Origin of the sequence: Aldersonia sp. NBC_00410 (assembly GCF_026342035.1) — a bacterium.
Taxonomy (GTDB): Bacteria; Actinomycetota; Actinomycetes; order Mycobacteriales; family Mycobacteriaceae; genus Aldersonia.
Window position 1 is genome coordinate 352256 of sequence record NZ_JAPENM010000001.1, and the last position, 16617, is coordinate 368872.

Annotated in this window: 16 protein-coding genes; 7 read left to right on the forward strand and 9 right to left on the reverse strand. The window is 67.8% G+C overall.

All coding sequences use genetic code 11. From position 1 onward, the window contains the following. Window positions 1-94: 94 nt before the first annotated feature. Window positions 95-1642 carry a carboxylesterase/lipase family protein gene (locus tag OG921_RS01640; protein ID WP_266110590.1) on the reverse strand — a complete coding sequence of 516 codons (1548 nt, stop codon included), beginning with the start codon at window positions 1640-1642 and terminating at the stop codon, window positions 95-97. Between the two features lie 79 nt (window positions 1643-1721). Beyond that, entirely contained in the window at window positions 1722-2384 is a 663-nt protein-coding gene (locus OG921_RS01645) for an NAD(P)-dependent oxidoreductase (RefSeq protein WP_266110591.1), read from the reverse strand. Between the two features lie 125 nt (window positions 2385-2509). Between OG921_RS01645 and OG921_RS01650 the strand changes: the two genes are divergently transcribed. Next, window positions 2510-3463, forward strand: a complete 954-nt coding sequence (locus OG921_RS01650) for an AraC family transcriptional regulator (RefSeq protein ID WP_266110592.1) — start codon at window positions 2510-2512, stop codon at window positions 3461-3463. A 92-nt stretch (window positions 3464-3555) separates the two neighbouring features. Here the strand turns inward: OG921_RS01650 and OG921_RS01655 are convergent, their stop codons facing one another. Continuing rightward, the gene (locus tag OG921_RS01655; protein ID WP_266110593.1) at window positions 3556-6345 is read right to left on the reverse strand and encodes an AAA family ATPase; all 2790 of its coding nucleotides are present in this window, start codon (window positions 6343-6345) and stop codon (window positions 3556-3558) included. 135 nt (window positions 6346-6480) lie between these two features. Here OG921_RS01655 and OG921_RS01660 point away from each other — a divergent pair, with 135 nt between their 5' ends. Both OG921_RS01660 and OG921_RS01665 read left to right on the forward strand, forming a co-directional pair. After that, window positions 6481-6807 carry a hypothetical protein gene (locus tag OG921_RS01660; protein WP_266110594.1) on the forward strand — a complete coding sequence of 109 codons (327 nt, stop codon included), beginning with the start codon at window positions 6481-6483 and terminating at the stop codon, window positions 6805-6807. Beyond that, complete coding sequence (locus OG921_RS01665; RefSeq protein WP_266110595.1) at window positions 6804-7325, forward strand: YceI family protein; 522 nt, start codon at window positions 6804-6806, stop codon at window positions 7323-7325. The genes OG921_RS01660 and OG921_RS01665 overlap by 4 nt, the downstream gene beginning before the upstream one ends. A 113-nt stretch (window positions 7326-7438) precedes the next feature. Here OG921_RS01665 and OG921_RS01670 read toward each other — a convergent pair whose 3' ends face one another. The 4 genes from OG921_RS01670 to OG921_RS01685 all read right to left on the reverse strand — a co-directional run bounded on the left by OG921_RS01670 (window position 7439) and on the right by OG921_RS01685 (window position 11240). Then, window positions 7439-7786 carry a UBP-type zinc finger domain-containing protein gene (locus tag OG921_RS01670; RefSeq protein ID WP_266110596.1) on the reverse strand — a complete coding sequence of 116 codons (348 nt, stop codon included), beginning with the start codon at window positions 7784-7786 and terminating at the stop codon, window positions 7439-7441. Next, on the reverse strand, window positions 7783-9231 hold the full coding sequence (locus OG921_RS01675; RefSeq protein ID WP_266110597.1) for an ATP-binding protein: 1449 nt from the start codon (window positions 9229-9231) through the stop codon (window positions 7783-7785). The genes OG921_RS01670 and OG921_RS01675 overlap by 4 nt, the downstream gene beginning before the upstream one ends. A 16-nt stretch (window positions 9232-9247) precedes the next feature. Beyond that, a complete protein-coding gene (locus tag OG921_RS01680) occupies window positions 9248-10936 on the reverse strand; it encodes an FAD-dependent oxidoreductase (RefSeq protein ID WP_266110598.1) in 1689 nt (562 codons plus the stop codon). A gap of 154 nt (window positions 10937-11090) precedes the next feature. Continuing rightward, complete coding sequence (locus tag OG921_RS01685) at window positions 11091-11240, reverse strand: hypothetical protein (protein WP_266110599.1); 150 nt, start codon at window positions 11238-11240, stop codon at window positions 11091-11093. 223 nt (window positions 11241-11463) lie between these two features. Between OG921_RS01685 and OG921_RS01690 the strand changes: the two genes are divergently transcribed. Further along, on the forward strand, window positions 11464-11916 hold the full coding sequence (locus tag OG921_RS01690) for an SRPBCC family protein (RefSeq protein WP_266110600.1): 453 nt from the start codon (window positions 11464-11466) through the stop codon (window positions 11914-11916). 1 nt (window position 11917) lies between these two features. On the opposite strand, the gene OG921_RS01695 is transcribed toward OG921_RS01690, so the two are convergent. Then, window positions 11918-12622 carry a TetR/AcrR family transcriptional regulator gene (locus OG921_RS01695; RefSeq protein ID WP_266110601.1) on the reverse strand — a complete coding sequence of 235 codons (705 nt, stop codon included), beginning with the start codon at window positions 12620-12622 and terminating at the stop codon, window positions 11918-11920. 75 nt (window positions 12623-12697) lie between these two features. Here OG921_RS01695 and OG921_RS01700 point away from each other — a divergent pair, with 75 nt between their 5' ends. Further along, window positions 12698-13447, forward strand: coding sequence for an SIMPL domain-containing protein (locus OG921_RS01700; RefSeq protein WP_266111025.1), 750 nt, complete (start codon window positions 12698-12700; stop codon window positions 13445-13447). Between the two features lie 35 nt (window positions 13448-13482). Continuing rightward, a complete protein-coding gene (locus OG921_RS01705) occupies window positions 13483-14580 on the forward strand; it encodes a sorbosone dehydrogenase family protein (RefSeq protein ID WP_266111026.1) in 1098 nt (365 codons plus the stop codon). A gap of 25 nt (window positions 14581-14605) precedes the next feature. Here OG921_RS01705 and OG921_RS01710 read toward each other — a convergent pair whose 3' ends face one another. Beyond that, on the reverse strand, window positions 14606-15637 hold the full coding sequence (locus OG921_RS01710) for a beta-ketoacyl-ACP synthase III (RefSeq protein WP_266110602.1): 1032 nt from the start codon (window positions 15635-15637) through the stop codon (window positions 14606-14608). Between the two features lie 241 nt (window positions 15638-15878). Here OG921_RS01710 and OG921_RS01715 point away from each other — a divergent pair, with 241 nt between their 5' ends. Continuing rightward, window positions 15879-16598, forward strand: a complete 720-nt coding sequence (locus OG921_RS01715; protein ID WP_266110603.1) for a phosphatidylserine decarboxylase — start codon at window positions 15879-15881, stop codon at window positions 16596-16598. Window positions 16599-16617: the final 19 nt, after the last annotated feature.

The following is a 16617-nucleotide window of genomic DNA, read 5'->3' on the forward strand; positions in this document are numbered from 1 at the left end:
GAACCGGTGGTTGCCGCTGCCGGGCAGGGTGGCTAAGACGTGCCGCAACCGCTCCTCAGCAAGCAGTCACGTCATACGGTCCAGTCCTACGGCCCTAAGCTCGGATCGCGGGCTCGCCCGGTGCGGTGCCGCCCCGGCGGTGGTGGCTCTCGTACCCCGCCCACGCCTTGCGCCGCTCGGCGTGCGGGTCGAACGCCACCCACGGCGGCGCGTCGAAGATCATCGTCGCGCGATCACCGGTGTTGTAGCCCGGCCACGACGCGAGCGGTCGCCCGCGACGGCCGAACGCCAACCAGTTGTCCTGCATCGCGTGCGTCACCCGGCGCATGCCGCGGCGGCCACCGAGTGCGGTGGTGGTCCGCCCGATGCCGGTCTCCCCCATGCCGAATACCGGGATCATCTCCATCGCGTGCGTCGCACCGAGCCCGATGCCACCGAGCAGTCGCGGCGCGAAGTCGTACCGGTACATGAACGTCGGCGCGTACTCCGAGTGCGCCTCGGCGATCTCGACACTGGGATGCCAGAAGGTGACGTCGCTACCGATCGCGCGGGCCGCCGCCTTGCCCGGATAGCCCGGGTAGGCGGCGATCACCCGGTCGCGCACCTTCGGGTCGGTGGCCTCGAACATTGCCTCGATCCGGTTCGGCTTGGTCGGCAGCGCGTCCGGCATCCAGGCGAACAGGCTGCTTTCCCGCCGGTTCGCGCCGATGATCAGCGGCACCCGATTCGCAGTGCCGTTGCGGAACGCGGCGGCCGGCCACTCCGGGAAGAAGTCACCGTCGATGGTCGGCTCGAGCGGGAAGTGCCCCGGCACGTCTTTCGCCACCGTGCGGTACAGCGCGAGCATTGCCTTGCCGAGTTCCTTCGGGGTCGCCGTGTCGATCGCCCGCGCCGCGCTGTCCGGTGTGCCACCGAGCAGATCGACGTACGTGCGTGCCCACCGCTCCGATTCCTCCGGGTCGTGCGCCCAGTGCGCGGGGGCGCTCTGCGCGATCGCGCGATGGAACAAACCGTGCGCGGACGGGGTGACCATCAGCGACGTGACGGCGTTGCCACCCGCGGATTCGCCGAAGATCGTGACGTTGTCCGGGTCGCCCCCGAACGCCGCGATATTGCGCTGCACCCACTCGAGTGCCGCCACCTGATCGCGCAGACCGAGGTTGCTGTCGATCGGGCGTTCGGGCGTGGCCAACGAACTCAGGTCGAGATAGCCGAGCGGTCCGAGTCGGTAGTTCATCGAGACGAACACGACGTCACCACGTTCGACGAGGTGCACCCCGCTGTATAGCGACAGCGCCGAGGTGCCGACGATGTACCCGCCGCCGTGGATGAACACCAGCACCGGGCGCGGGGTATCACTCGGCTCGGCGGGCGCGACCACGTTGAGCGTCAGACAGTCCTCGCTGACCGGCTGCAAGGTGCCCGGCGACAGGCCGGCGCCCCAGCGCGGCTGACACGATGCGTTCGCGAACTCCGTCGCATCGCGAACGCCGTTCCATGGCGTGACCGGAGCCGGAGCGCGCCAGCGCCGCTTCCCGACCGGCGGGGCGGCGAACGGGATCGACCGCCAGCGCCGCACCGCGCCCTCGGCGCGACCCCGGACGGATCCCTCGCTGGTCTGGACGACGAGCCTCGACGCCATCGTCACACTCCCCTCACCTCGGTGTTCCTCACTCCCGTACCCAATCTCCTATACCCAATTTGAACACGTTCTAGTTTGGTCACGCCGTGTGATGTCGTTCTCGAGACACGCTGACCGTGGCGCCGATCCAGTCCGGACGGGCTACCGCGTCGGCATTGACTCGGCCGACCTGACTGCGCGAGACCTTTTCGGCAGCGATGCCATCGCGCAGGTCGACGTGCGCCGGCACGGTCTCCTCGCCGTCGTGCAACGCGACGGGTCGGATCAGCGTCCAGTCCAGACCGCTGTTGCGGGTGAGTTCTTCCTGTCGCTCGGTGTCGGCGATCTGCGGTGCCAACACGAGCCGGAAGAAGAGCTTGTAGAAGGTCGACAGGTTGGCGAAGGCGCTGCCGAGACCGTAGGTGGACTGCACCACCAACCGACGAATATCGTTCGCCCGCATCGCTTCCACTACTCGCGCGGTGCCCGCCGAGCGGACGTCGAGAGGCGTCTTCGCGCGCCGCAGCATCCGTACGCCGAACGGGTTGTCCGAGATGCCGAGGGTCACGATCACCGCGTCCTGGCCGATCATCGCCTTCGCCAACGCATCCCGGTCGAACACGTCACCGGTGACGACTCGCACCCCCTCGGGCACCTCGCCCGTGGTCCGCGCGAACGCGGTGACCAGGTGTCCCTGCTCGACCAGCGCCGATACCACGGCCGCGCCACTTCCCCGACTCGCTCCAACCACCAAGACCTTCATGATCTGCTCCTTCGTCTCGATCCGATGTGCCTGTGCGATCCAGACTCGCGCGCTCGATCGATACGATCAATGCCAGATATGCCTTGATTGTTGCTCGATCGTCCAGAGCGGCGCACACTGAATTCATGGCCTCCGATCTCGTCACCGCGACGCTGCAGGACTTCGGCATGAGCGGGGTGTTCTATGCCGCCTCCGAGGCATTCGCGCCATGGGGGATCGAGATGCCGCCGATGCCGGGCACGCTGATCTTTCACCTACTCACCGAGGGGTCCGCGGTCGTCCTCGTCGACGGCGAGGAGCGTCGGATCGGACCGGGCGAGGTAGTCCTCGTCCCCCACGGCACCGGTCATCTACTGCTCGACAACGTGGATAGCCCCGCCACCCCGCTGTTCGACCTGCCGCGCGAAGAGCTCACCGACCGCTACGAGCGAATCCGGATCGACGGTAGCGGAGCGCGCAGCAGTCTGATCTGCGGTGCGGTCGCGTTCTCCGGGCTCGCCGTCGCACGGCTGGTCCAGGCGCTGCCGCCGGTACTCGTCACCACCGGCGCGGATGCCGAATGGCAGCGTGCCGCACTGGAACTCATTGCCGCAGAATCGCGCAATCCACGGCCGGGCAGCGAAGTTGTCACCGCGCGTCTCGCCGATGTGCTGGTGGTGCAGGCAATCCGGTCCTGGCTGGAAACCGAACCACCACAACGCGGTTGGGTCGCCGCGGTGCGCGACCCGGATATCGGTCGGGCGCTCGCGGCGCTGCACGCACGGCCCGCGCAACCATGGACACTACAATCACTCGCCGCTGAGGCCGGGATGTCGCGCTCGGCCTTCGCCGGGCGGTTCGCCACCCTGCTCGGCGAGCCGGTGATGAGCTACGTGACGTCGTGGCGGATGGACCTTGCCGCGCGGTTCGTGCGCGAGGGCGGGCTGCCACTGGCCCGGGTCGCCGAGCGGGTCGGCTATCGGTCCGAGGCCGCGTTCAATCGGGCCTTCCGGCGTGCGCACGGCTGCACGCCCGGGGTATTCGCGCGGCGCGGATCGGGGTTCCTGGACCGGGTCGACGTCCCGAACGCCTATTCGTGAATGGAAGATTTGGTGCGTTCAGCGGAGTGAACGATTCCATTCACTCCGCCCAACGCAACGGATCTTCCATCCACAATGTGGGAACGGGTGTGTCAGCGAGGGCGTAGTGCCCACGCCGCGATCTCCGTGCGGTTCGCGCATCCGAGCTTCGCCAGAATGCTTCGCACATGCGTCTCGACGGTGCGCTCCGAAAGCACCAGCCGGGTGGCAATTTCGCGATTCGCCAACCCCTCCGCGACCAGTCCGGCAACCTCGGTCTCGCGCGCGGACAACGGGTTCGCGTCGCGCGCGGCGGCATCGAGTTGCGCGATCAACCGGTCGGCGGTGCGCAGGTGCCCGGGCATGCCGATCCGGCGGAACTCCCCGGCTGCGGTCACCGCCGACTGCCGCGCGTCGGCACTGTCCCCGCTGCCGTTTCGAGCCGTGAGCGCCTGCGCCAGACCCAGCCTGCTCTGCGCGATGAACGGGCGCGCGCCGATCCGAGCGTTCATCTCGATCGCCCGCCGATACAGGTCGATCGCCTCCGGCACGTGTCCGGCAGTGAGTGCGACGTCGCCGATCATTCGCGCCATCGCACCACCGAAGTAGAACGGCCCGGTCCCCTCACCGGAATACCAGCGGTCGAGGTCGCGCGTCTTGCGGTACACGCGGTCGGCCGTCTCCGCGTCGTCGAGAAGGGTTGCGGCCAGTCCGATGTGGATGAGCAACGCGGCCCACCGCGGTCCAATCGGCACCGTCTCGGGCATCATGCGGAACTCCTCGAAAGCGGCTCGCGCCGAATCCGTATCCCCGACCAGGGCATGGGTGATCGGCAAGAAGATGCGCGCCAGGGCGATATGTCGTGCCGCCCCGATCGCCACCACATCACCATCGGGGTCGGAGACCTGCCCGCGCACGACGTTCAACTGCGCACGGAACGCGAGATGCATTCCAGTCAGGGACATATCGCCCGCCGCCCGCCCGATGACCAGCGCGGCATCATTATGCTGCTCGGCGGCGGCGAGGTCTCCGGTCAGCAACGCCCGCGCCGCGCGGATCCGGCACAGGTGCCACTGTGCGATCGGCAGGCGCCGGGAGCTGGCCAACTGCTCGACCTCTGCCGTCGTACGGTCGGCCAGCCCGGTATCGCCGAGTTGCATCGCCGCCTCGATCCGCCACAACAGCGCCCACAGTGTCGCGAGGGGTTTTCCTGCCGCCCAAGCCATTTCCAGCGCGCGGTCGGCGATGACCAACCGCTCGTCCACGAACTGCGGTGCCGAGAGTGCGAGATGTCGAGCATGCAGCCCGTCCAACACCGCGATCGGATCTTCACTGTGCTCCGCCAGTTCCAATGCCCGAGCAGATATTTCGCGTGCGAACTCGACGTCCTCATCCTCGATCACGGCGATCACACGGCGAGACTCCAGCCGCGACCGCAGGGCGGTTTCGTCCGCAGGCAGCAGGTGCAGGGCCGTACGGCAGATCCGATCGATCGGATGCAGGACCTCCGGAGAGCCGATGCCCTCGATCACCAGGGCGGCAGCAGCGACGTCGCGCGGACGGCCGGCGCGTTCGGCTGCCGCCGCCACCTCGGTGCAATGCGCGAGACTCCGCGTGATGCGCCCGGCCGCGAACTCGGCGCGCGCGAGCGCGAGTGTCGATTCGATCGTCTGCGCCGGTGACGTGTCCGAACCGGAAGCTTCGAGCTCGAGTTCGCGAAAGGTGATCGCCTCGGCATAGGCGTGCGCTCCCATCGCCGAATCGGCTGCCCGACGCGCCCATTCGGCGCAGCGTCGACGATCGTCGACGCCACCGGCGCGGTGCCAGTGCGTCGCGACGATGCCGGCCACGAGTTCGGCGTCGACCCGCGTGCTCAGCACCTCGGCCGTTCGGCGGTGTAATGCCGCACGGTCGAGTGGGGACAACTCGGCATACACGGCGTCACGAATCAGCGAGTGCGCGAAGGCGATTCGACCTTCACGCAGCGTGGTGACGCCGGCACCGGACGCTTCGGCCAGCATTCGTGTGACCTCGTCCTCGGAGCGGTCGAGCACCGGCGCGAGAACCACCGGTTCGATGCGCTCGCCGAGCACACTCGCCGCGTCCAGCGCGGCACGAGCGTCGGCACTCAGCCTGGTGAGCTGGGCGAGCACCAACCGGCGGACCTGCGGATGCAGCGCCGCCTCGGACAGCAGGTCTGCCGGGTCGCGGGCGGACTCCACCAGCAGCCGGACGAACAGCGGATTCCCGCCGGTCCGAGCATGCAGTTCGGCAGCGACGGCCGGCCCACCGCCGGGCACTGCGGTCGCGAGCCATCGCGCGATCTCCGCGGTCGACAGGCCGCCGAGTTCGATCGTGCGCGCATCGGCCGCACGCAGTAGGTCGGGTAGGTGGTTTCCCAGCGGAGTCTCGTCGCGTCGGGTCACGACATCGCGGTAGGTCACGACGAGCACCAGCCTGGCGCCGAGCAGATCCGCCGCAATCTGACGCAACAACAGCAACGAGGTGTCGTCGGACCAGTGCATGTCCTCGAGGACCACGACGAGTCCATCCGCCTCGGCCGCGGCCCGCAACCAATCGGTGATACCCGTGAACAGCTCGAACCGGTCGGTGGCCGAGTGCAGTCCCTGCACGGAGAGCGGTTGCGTCGGTCCGGGAACGTGGCGGGCAAGACGGCGCCACGGCCACAACGCCGGCATCCCCGGATCGTCCACCGCGTACCCGCGCGCGATCGGCATGCCGTACTCCCCCGCAATCGCGGCGAGTTCCTCGACCAGGCGCGACTTGCCGATCCCGGCGGGGCCGCCGACCAGCACCAGCCGCCCCACGCCGCTGCCGGCCGACACCACGGCGGCACGCAGCAGCGCGATCTCGCGCTGCCGTCCGACGAACGGGGCGTCCACGTAGGAAGTATCCCCCGCCACTGTGCGCGAGTTCAGTACCCGACTACGTACTGGCACTGATTCGCAGACCCGCTCACGCTCCGAGACTGATTGCTGTCAACCGAACATTCACATCGATCACTCCCAGGAGTTCAGATGTTTGCCCAACTCACCTGCTTCGACGGTCCACGAACCGACGAACAAGTTGCCGCGGCCGCGTTCGCAGGCCGCGAACGAATCGCCCCCGCCGTCGCGACCATTCCCGGCATCGTCGGCGGCTATGTGCTGCGCGGCCCGGACAACGCCGAGATCGTGCTGACGCTCGCCGAAACCGAGGACGCGCTGACCGACGCGCAACGTGCGGTCATGTCCACCGAGTTGCTGCCGGGCGAGAACCCGGCGCTGCTGACCGGTCCCGACCGAGTCGAAATCTTCTGCATTGCCGATCAATTCGGCGCGATGCCCAAGGAGGCAGGGCGATGACCGAGCTCACCACCACAGCGGCACAGCCGGTCGCGAGCGGCCGCTGGACGATCGACTGCACCGAAAGCACCGCGACGTTCGCGGTGCGCGACCTCGGCCGCACCGTCAATGGTTCGGTACCGGTCAGCTCCGGTGAAATCTGCTTCGACCGCGACGGCCGACTCGTTTCCGTGTGCGGAACCGTCGATCTCGCCGCGATCGACACCGGGAATCAGCGCCGCGACAAGGACCTGCGCAATCCCCGGTTCCTCGATCTCGACACGCATTCGTCGGCGCGTTTCGTCGCCGACGAGATCACGCCCGACTCGGACGGCTGGGCGGTGGCGGGCACCCTCACCATGCGCGGCACGCCGGTCCCGGTGTGCTTCCACGCGCATCGCGACCCGGAGGTTTCCGGGCTTGTGGTGCGGGCCGAGGCAAGGGTGGACCGCAGGGAGTTCGGTATCCGGGCACCCCGCGTGCTGATCGGGCACACGATCACGATGCGGATCAGCGCGACCCTGGTGCCGGCGCCGTGAGCACCACTCGATCGCCGCACAACTTCCGTCGAGACGCATAGGCTGCCGCAGGCTGGAGCGTATGCGCGGGCTCAGGATGTGTGCGGCGTTCCGCGGTCGGTGCCCACAACCGGCTAGTGGATGTGGTTGCGCCAATCGAGCGGTACCCGCCCCTTGGGACCCGGCGTGGGCTGGTCGGCGGGGTGGCTGCGCGGTTCCGCGAGTTCCGGACCGCCGGTGATCTGCTCGGTCGAATAGTTCCAGAACCAGTCCTCACCCGGCTCGAAACTTTGCACGATCGGATGCCCGGACGTCTTTGCGTGCGCGGTGGCGTGTTGCGCGGGCGAAGAGTCGCAGCAGCCGATATGCCCGCATTGCGCACACCGACGCAGGTGCACCCACCAACCGTCGACCGCGCCGCATTCCGCGCACCCGGTTCCGCTCGGCGGCGCGGACGGATCGATGCCGAGTATTTCGGTCATGCCGGATTCTCCTCCTGTGCAACTGTATTCAGGGGCAATCGAACCAAGAATCGGGTGTCGCCGGGTTCGGATTCGACTCGGATGTCGCCCCGGTGCTTGTTGACCACGATACGGAAGGAGATGTCGAGACCGAGGCCGGTGCCCTCGCCGACCGGTTTCGTGGTGAAGAACGGTTCGAAGATTCGCCCGCGAATGTCGGCCGGAACGCCCGAGCCGGTGTCACCGATTTCCACGATGGCGCAATCATTTTCGCGGTAGGTGCGCACCGTGAGCGTGCCCCGACCGGCCATCGCGGCGATGGCGTTGTCGATCAGGTTGGTCCACACCTGATTGAGTTCTGCGGCGTAGCAGGGTATTTCGGGAAGGCTGCGGTCGTATTCCTTGACCACATCGATGCCGTCGCCGATTTTGCGGCCGAGCATCACCAGAGTGCTGTCGAGCAGCGTGTGCACGTCCACCACCTGATAGGGCGCGCGATCCATCTGCGAGTACTGCTTGGCCGCGTCGACGAGCGTGGAAATACGGGTGGTCGAGTCACCGATCTCGTTCATCAACAGCTCGGTCTCGACGGTGTAGTTCAGCCAGCGGATCGCGCCCTCGAAGGTGCCCTCGCTCGCTCCTTCCAGCGTGCTGACGACCCGCTCGAGCCAGTCCTCGTCGATGCCGGCCTGCACGAAAGTCGGCGCGAGCTGCCAGCCGTCCGCGATGCCGTGATCGTCGAACCAATCGCCGAGCGCGTCCTCCCGGTCCGACTCCTCGATCGGTGTGAGCGTCGGCGCCTTGGCCACCTGCGCGGCGGCCTCGTCCTGCAACCGCACCAGTGATACCAGTGCGCCGGGGTCGAATTTGCCCTTGGCGATCATCGCCAGCTTGTGGCGCTGCCCGGCGATCCGCTCGCGCAGCGACGAGGTGGCGCGCACCGCGGCGGCGGCCGGATTGTTCAGCTCGTGGGTGAGCCCGGCCGAGAGCGAGCCGAGGGCCAGCAACCGCTCGCGCTGATCGAGGATCTCGCGGGTGTTGCGCGATCCGAAGAAGATCCCTTCCAGCAGATGCACCGCCATCGGGAACCACTCGTGCATCATCCGCGCGAAGGTGGCGGCCTCGAGAATGAAGAACCGCGAGGTGGTCTGCACGTACATGCTCGCGTCGTAGTTCTGCTCGACCCGATCGCCGAGGTAGGCGCTCCACGCCCCCGCGTAGGCGCCACGCTGATCGCTGCGCACCGTTTCGATCTCCTCGCCGCGCGACATCCGGGTGAGCCGCAGTTCGCCGTCCATCAGCACGTAGAAACACGTCGCCGGATCGCCCTCGCGATAGACCCGGCCCGGTTCGAGCGTGACGATCCGGCCGTCGCGACACAACCAGTCGAGCTGCGCGTCGTCGAGCTTCTCGAACAGGAACAGCGAGCGCAGTTCGACTGGGTCGCAGGGTAATCCGGTGGTCATGGGCTTCTCCTAGAGATCAGGCCAGGTATTTGTGCACCAACATCACGGCCATCGCCCCCTCGCCGACCGCGGACGCCACCCGTTTCGCCGAGTCCGACCGCACGTCGCCGGCCACGAAGACGCCCGGCACACTCGTTTCGAGGTGGTGCGGTGCGCGATCGAGTTCCCACCCGGGCGGGCGCACCCCGCCGATGGTGAGATCGGGTCCGGCGAGCACGAACCCGTGATCGTCGCGGACCACGGTGCCGTCGAGCCAGTCGGTCTGCGGCGCGGCACCGATGAACAGGAACAGCCACTGCGCCTCGGCCTTCTCCTCTGCACCGGAGGCATTGTCACGCAACAGAATACGTTCCAGATGGCCTTCACCCTCGGCACCGATCACCTCGGTGCAGGGGCGCACCGTGATGTTGGGTATCTGCTCGATCTGCCGAATCAGGTAGTGCGACATGGACGCCGCGAGCGATTCGCCGCGCACCAGAATGGTCACCGAGCGTGCGGTGCGCGACAGATACACCGCGGCCTGTCCGGCCGAGTTCGCGCCGCCGACGATGTAGACGTCCCGGTCCGCGCACTGCGACGCCTCGGTCATCGCCGAGCCGTAGTAGACGCCGAGGCCGGTGAAATCGTCCACTCCGGGCGCGGGGTGACGGCGGTAGTTCACTCCGGTCGCGACCACCACGGTGTGCGCGTCGAGGCTCTCGCCGTCGGCGAAGCGGACGGTGCGTGCCGAGCCGTTGACTTCGAGTCCGACGACGTCACGGGTGGTGATCAGCTCGGCGCCGAACTTGGTGGCCTGCCTGCGCGCACGGTCGGCAAGCTGGCTGCCCGACACCCCGTCCGGAAAGCCGAGGTAATTCTCGATTCGCGAGCTTTGCCCCGCCTGCCCACCGGTGGCGGTGCGCTCGACGAGCGCGGTCCGCAGCCCTTCCGATGCGCCGTACACCGCGGCGCCGAGACCCGCAGGCCCGCCGCCCACCACGATGAGGTCGTAGAACTGCTGCGACGGCGTGGTGGTGAGGCCGACCCGGCCGGCGAGTTCCGCGTCGGCCGGATCGACCAGGGGTTCGCCGTCCTCGGTGATGATCACCGGGCAGCTGGTGGCATCCGCTCCGGCGGCATCGAGCAGCTTGGCCCCCTCCGGTTCGTCGGCGAAGAACCAGCGATAGGCGACCTGGTTGCGGGCGAGGAACTCGCGGACTTCCGAGCAGCGCGCCGACCACCTGTGCCCGACCACCTTGGTCTCGGTGATCGGCCGGTGATCGGCGGCCCGCCAGGCTTCGAGCAGGGCGTCGATCACCGGGTAGAGCTTCTCCTCGGGCGGATCCCACGGCTTGAGCAGGTAGTAATCGAGATCGACCACATTGATCGCGTTGATCGCAGCGTCGGTGTCGGCGTACGCGGTCAGCAGCACTCGTCGCGCGAACGGGTGCAGATCCATCGCGGCTTCGAGAAATTCGATACCGTTCATGCCCGGCATCCGGTAGTCGGCGACGATGATGGCGACCTGCTGGCCGCGCAGCTTCGTCTCGCGTAGCAGGTCGATGGCGGCCGGGCCGGACTCTGCGCGCATGGTCCGGTAGTCCCCGCCGTAGCGACGGCGCAGGTCCCGCACGACGGCGCGGGACACCCCGGGATCGTCGTCGACACTGAGAATAATCGGCTTGGCAGACGTGCTGGTTGCGCGGGTCGCGCGCGGGGTCGTCACCTCATCGAGTATGCCCAATCCGGCGCGAAGTGGGCGACGAGTGCGACCGGCTCACTGAACACGCGAATGGAAGATTTGGTGCGTTGGGCGGAGTGAACGCTCCGTTCACCCCGCAGCGGATCTTCCATTCACGACCGCGAGAGTGCCGGTGCGGTCAGATTCGGTGCCGCTGCACCTGATCGATTTCGTTCGGAGTGAGCAGACGCTCGAGCTTTTCACTCGGCCAGGACTTCGGGCTGCCGCTCAGGCGTGCAGACTTCAACAGGGGTACGGACTGCCGGTGCAGGAACGAACTCAGCTTCATGATCGAACACTTCCGTGACGTGCCTGGTATTGGCGTTTGCGCGTTGGTGCATGCTCAGTTTGCTTGATCCCTACATCGAGAATCTTGCCTCGAGCATTACTTTTCGCCGGTGAGGCGCGCTGGAAAAGTTTCGCGATCGGGTCGGCTCGTGGGCACAGGCATTCCGGTCGGACCGTTCGGTAGTGTCCCGGTGCACCCTGCCCCCAACGGACGGAGCTCTCCCGTGGCACAGCCGCTCGAAGCCAGCATCGACATCGACGCCGCACCGGAGCGGGTCTGGGCGATCGTCTCCGACCTGGAACGGATGCCGCAGTGGAGTCCACAGTGCACCCGGATGAAGGTGATCGGCCGGCTCCGCGAGGGCGCGCTGACGCTGAACCTGAACCGCGACGGCTGGAAGCGGTGGCCGACGACCGCGCGGGTCGTGCGCGTGCAGCCGAACCGTGCGGTGGCGTTCCGGGTGATCGAGAACCGGGCCATCTGGTCGTTCCAGATCGAACCGACCGCCACCGGGAGCACGCTGATCCAGCGCCGCGACGTCCCCAACGGCACCTCCTGGATTTCACGCACGCTCATCGATCTCGCGCTCGGCGGTGGAGCCGAGTTCGACGTCCGGGTCGAGGACGGCATGCACCGATCACTCGCCAAGATCAAGGCCGCGGCCGAACGGCCCTAGGTCACTTATTCGATTCCGATTCGGGCGTCTTCAGGAGAAGCCGGGCTCCCTCGGCGACTACAGCAACATCCCCCGACCAGCCGAGTACCTGCAGCGCCGCCACCGGGAAGACCTGCGCCGCCCACTTCGGCGAGCGGCCGTCGTCGGACCGGATGCTGATCGATGATTCGACAAGCCGGAACGGCAATTCGGCGACCGCCGGGTCGAGCGCCGGGCCGCTGGGCGCGGGATCCTCGGTCGCGCGCAACGTGGCTATGACGGCGCCGGCGAGCGCAGCGTAGTCGCGGCGCAAGAGGTTTCGCTGCCGCCGGAACTCCGCGAACCGCTCGGTGCGCAACTCGGGCAACAGGTAGAGCGCGCCGAGATTCCACCGTCCCGCGCACAGTTGAGTCACGTCGAACTCCACGAGCCGGTACAGCCGCGCGTCGCCGGGCGCGTCGACGCCGACGAGCCACCGCGACAACGCAAGCGCATCGGCGACCGTGTCTGCGAGCAGCGCGTCGAGGATGTCGTCCTTGGTTGCGAAGTGGTGATACAGCGAGGCCTGCCGGATGCCGACCTCGTCCGCGATCCGGCGCGTCGAGGTGTTGGCGTAACCATTGTTGGTGAACAATTCCGCGGCGGCATCGAGAATCTCCGCGCGCGGAGTCTTGCCGGGGCGCCGCCGCTGTTCGAGCCGGGGTCGCCCGGGACCGGGATTGGCCATCGGGCAATTCTGGCATTGCCGCATCTCGTGGGCCACGATGGGGCAATGCGACGTGTCGATCAGCGAAGTACCGAAATGCGGACAGCCGCGCATACAACCGTCACGAGGTCCGGCGTTGCGAAGACGGGCGCTGCCGTGCTCACGGCCGTCGTGCTCGGCGCGGGAGCAGTGGCCTGCTCCAGTTCCGACTCCGATACGCCACGCGAGGTCACCGTCGTCGGCAACGGCCAGGTACAGGGCGCACCGGACATTCTCAACGCCGACATCGGCGTCGAGGTCATCGCGCCCGACGTGTCCGGTGCATTGTCCGAAGCGAACGAGCGCGTGCAGGCGATGATCGACGCAGTGGTCGCGGATGGCGTTGCGCGCGAAGATGTTCGGACGACGCAAGTGTCGTTGCAGCCCGAGTACGCCAGCCCCGGCGTCGGCGGCGGCAGTCGAAGCGTGTCGGGCTATCAGGCCACCAACACGGTGCGGATCACCATTCGCGAACTCGGCAAGGCGTCACAGATTCTCGACGACGCACTCCGTGCCGGTGGCGACGCGGCCCGGCTGAGCAACGTCGCGTTCGCGATCGAGGATGATTCGCAACTGCTTTCCGACGCCCGCGAACGTGCATTCAACGACGCGAAGGCCCGAGCGCAGCAGTACGCCGACCTCGCCGGAGAATCGCTCGGCGACGTCATCACGATCAACGAGACCGCTTCGGGCACACAGCCGCCGACACCCTCGAGCCGGCTGGACGCCGACGCGACGTCCGTTCCGCTCGAACCGGGCACGCAGACCGTCAGCTTCGATGTGACTGTGACGTGGGGACTCGGCTGAAAGGGGCCGCAATAGCGGCGGCCGCCCTCGTGGTGGTGGCCGGTTGCGGCAGCGACTCCGCCCCGCCCCCAACCGCCCCGCCCGCGGCGGATCTGCCTTCGGTCGAGGTGAGCACCGTGCTCGACGGCCTCGACCACCCGTGGGACGTGGTCACGGCTGCGGACGGCACCCTGCTCACCGGCGAGCGTGGCGGGCGCTTCGTCGCTTTGCTGCCGACGGGCGAGCGGCGCGAATTGCGTGCCGATCTCGGCGATCTGTTCGCGCGCGGCGAGACCGGACTGATGGGACTCGCTCTCGTCGAGTCCGCGCAGGGCCGGAAGTTGTTCAGCTGTCAGGGCTTCCAGGACGGCGGGCAGAACGACGTGCGAGTTGTGTCCTGGACCATCGACCCACAATGGACAGAACTGATCCGGACCGGGACGGTCATCGACGGATTCCCCTCGACCAGCGGTCGGCACGGCGGTTGCCGAATTCTGCCGATCGGCAACGACCTGCTGATCGGCACCGGCGACTCCGCCCAGCCGACAGTCTCGCAGGACCCGGAGTCACTGGGCGGCAAGGTACTTCGCGTCGATGCCGAAACCGGGCTGCCCACGGCGGGAAATCCGTACGGCGACAGTCCCGTCTATACCCTCGGGCACCGCAACGTGCAGGGCCTCGCGGTGCGGCCCGGCACCGACGAGGTCTACTCGGTCGAGCACGGACCGACCGTCGACGACGAGGTGAACCTACTCGAGCCGGGCGCGAACTACGGTTGGAAGCCCGACCGCGACCCCTCGACGTACGACGAATCGGTGCCCATGACCGACCCCGACCGCGTTCCCGGTGCGGTTGGCGCGGTGTGGAGTTCGGGTCCGAGCACGATCGCGACAGCGAGTGGGACCTTCCTCGACGGGCCACAGTGGGGTGCCTGGAACGGCGCCTTGGCGATCGGTGCGTTGAAGGGCAAACGCGTGGTGCTGCTGCGACTCTCGCCGAACGGGCACACGGTAGACGCGGAGACGACGGTGCCGGAATTGGACGACACGGTCGGCCGGATCCGCACGGTCGTTACGCAACCGGACGGATCGCTGCTCGTCACCACCGACAACGGCGGCGGTGACGACCGGATACTGCGGGTCCGACCCCGATAGTGCAGTGCCCGCTAGTGCAGTGCTGCTACTCGCCGAGCGACGGCAGCTTGACGACCTGCCCCGCGTAGGCGAGTCCGGCGCCGAAGCCCATCAACAGCGCGGTGTCGCCCGGCTTCGCCTGACCGTTGCGGAGTACCTGCTCCATCGCGAGCGGAATCGAGGCGGCGGAGGTGTTGCCGGTCTCGATGATGTCGGTCGCGACAACGCACTTCTCCGGCAGCTTCAGCACCCGCACCAGTACGTCGGTGATCCGCAGGTTGGCCTGATGCGGCACGAACACGTCGAGGTCTTCCATCGTCAGCCCGGCGTTGTCGACGGCTGCGCGGCACGCCTTCTCCAGGAACGAGGCCGCCCAGCGGAAGACCGCGGTGCCCTCCATCCGGATGAACGGCCGGACCGTCGCCGAGCCCTGCTCCGCAACCTCGGCGAAGTACTGGTCGAATGGTTTGTCCTGTCGGATCGCGGCCCACTGGGTGCCGTCCGAACCCCACGCCACCGGGCCGATGCCGACCTCGTCGGACGGACCGACCACGACCGCACCGGCACCGTCGGCAAAGATGAACGCGGTGGTTCGGTCGGTGGGGTCGAGCAGATCGGTGAGACGCTCGACGCCGATCACCAGGACGTGGCTCGCGGTGCCCGCCCGGACCATGTCCGAGCCGACGCTGAGCGCGTGCCCGAAGCCGGAACAGCCCGCCGCGAGATCGAAGCCGGCGGTGTCGTTCATGCCGAGCGCCGTAGCGACCTGCGCTGAGGCGGCGGGGCCGAGCACCATGCGCGACGAGGTCGCCACGATCACGCAGCCGATCTGCTCCGGTGCGATGCCGGAGGCGTCGAGCGCGCGGCGACCGGCCTCGATGGCCATCGTCACCGGAGTCTCACCGTCGGCCGCGAATCGGCGGGTCTGAATGCCCGAGCGAGTGCGGATCCACTCGTCACTGGAATCGATCGGTCCCGCGATGTCGTCATTGGTGACGACCCGCTCCGGGCGGTAGACGCCCAGTCCGAGCATTGTCGTGTTGGCAACGCCGGTGCGCGACGCGATGCGAGCAGCCATGGTGTTCTCCTGTCGAAAAGGCGGCGCGCTACGCCGCGGCCCCAGCTCGGAGCTGAAACCTTGGTGTCCCCCGTGCCTGTGACGAACCAGACATGAGGACTCCTCATATTACTCTGCGCATACGCTGGTTGTGTTACATCTTCCAGCGATGCGTCACACGGTACCGGGGCGCTCAGGGTTCACGGTCACCGCCGGTAGTCTTTGACCGCGACGACGATCATTCGAGGTTGAAGAGGAGCCTGTGGCACGCCGCCCAACCCCTCCGGGGACACCGACGCCGTCGGGAATCCGACATTTCGTCGAGCTAGCGAAGTCGACGATCCCACCACTGCACCCCGCCGGCCTGCCGTTCGTTGCGGCACCACTCGCCATCGCCGCGCTCGGCCGACGCCACCCATGGATTCGGCGCATCGGCCTGACCACCGCGGCCGCGAACGCCGCGTTCTTCCGGCATCCGCACCGGGTGCCGCCGCATCGGCCCGGGATCGTGGTGGCGCCGGCAGACGGCGAGATCGCGCTGGTCGACAAGGCCGCACCGCCGACGGAACTCGGCCTGGGCACCGAACCGCTGCCGCGCGTCAGCATCTTTCTTTCGGTCTTCGACGTGCACGTCCAGCGGGTGCCCGCCGCGGGGACGGTGCGGTCGGTGGTGCACCAACGCGGCCAGTTCCGCTCCGCTGACCTGCCCGAGGCCAGCGACGTGAACGAACGCAACAGCGTGGTGATCGATACGCCCGAAGGCAAGCAGGTCGTGGTTGTTCAGATCGCGGGACTGGTGGCGCGCCGGATCGTCTGCGACGCCAAGCCCGGCGATGTGCTCACTCTCGGCGACACCTACGGGCTGATCCGGTTCGGCTCGCGCCTGGACACGTATTTCCCCGCCGGAACCCAACTCCTCGTGCAAAGGGGCCAGCGGGCCGTCGGTGCCGAAACGGTGCTCGCGGACCTGTCGGCGTCATGACCGCACCGGTCGCCACACT

Coding starts and splice junctions, on each gene's coding strand:
- OG921_RS01640 (WP_266110590.1), bottom strand. CDS start 1,642: ATGGCGTCGAGGCTCGTCGTCCAGACCAGCGAGGGATCCGTCCGGGGT.
- OG921_RS01645 (WP_266110591.1), bottom strand. CDS start 2,384: ATGAAGGTCTTGGTGGTTGGAGCGAGTCGGGGAAGTGGCGCGGCCGTG.
- OG921_RS01650 (WP_266110592.1), top strand. CDS start 2,510: ATGGCCTCCGATCTCGTCACCGCGACGCTGCAGGACTTCGGCATGAGC.
- OG921_RS01660 (WP_266110594.1), top strand. CDS start 6,481: ATGTTTGCCCAACTCACCTGCTTCGACGGTCCACGAACCGACGAACAA.
- OG921_RS01665 (WP_266110595.1), top strand. CDS start 6,804: ATGACCGAGCTCACCACCACAGCGGCACAGCCGGTCGCGAGCGGCCGC.
- OG921_RS01670 (WP_266110596.1), bottom strand. CDS start 7,786: ATGACCGAAATACTCGGCATCGATCCGTCCGCGCCGCCGAGCGGAACC.
- OG921_RS01675 (WP_266110597.1), bottom strand. CDS start 9,231: ATGACCACCGGATTACCCTGCGACCCAGTCGAACTGCGCTCGCTGTTC.
- OG921_RS01685 (WP_266110599.1), bottom strand. CDS start 11,240: ATGAAGCTGAGTTCGTTCCTGCACCGGCAGTCCGTACCCCTGTTGAAG.
- OG921_RS01695 (WP_266110601.1), bottom strand. CDS start 12,622: ATGGCCAATCCCGGTCCCGGGCGACCCCGGCTCGAACAGCGGCGGCGC.
- OG921_RS01700 (WP_266111025.1), top strand. CDS start 12,698: ATGCGGACAGCCGCGCATACAACCGTCACGAGGTCCGGCGTTGCGAAG.
- OG921_RS01710 (WP_266110602.1), bottom strand. CDS start 15,637: ATGGCTGCTCGCATCGCGTCGCGCACCGGCGTTGCCAACACGACAATG.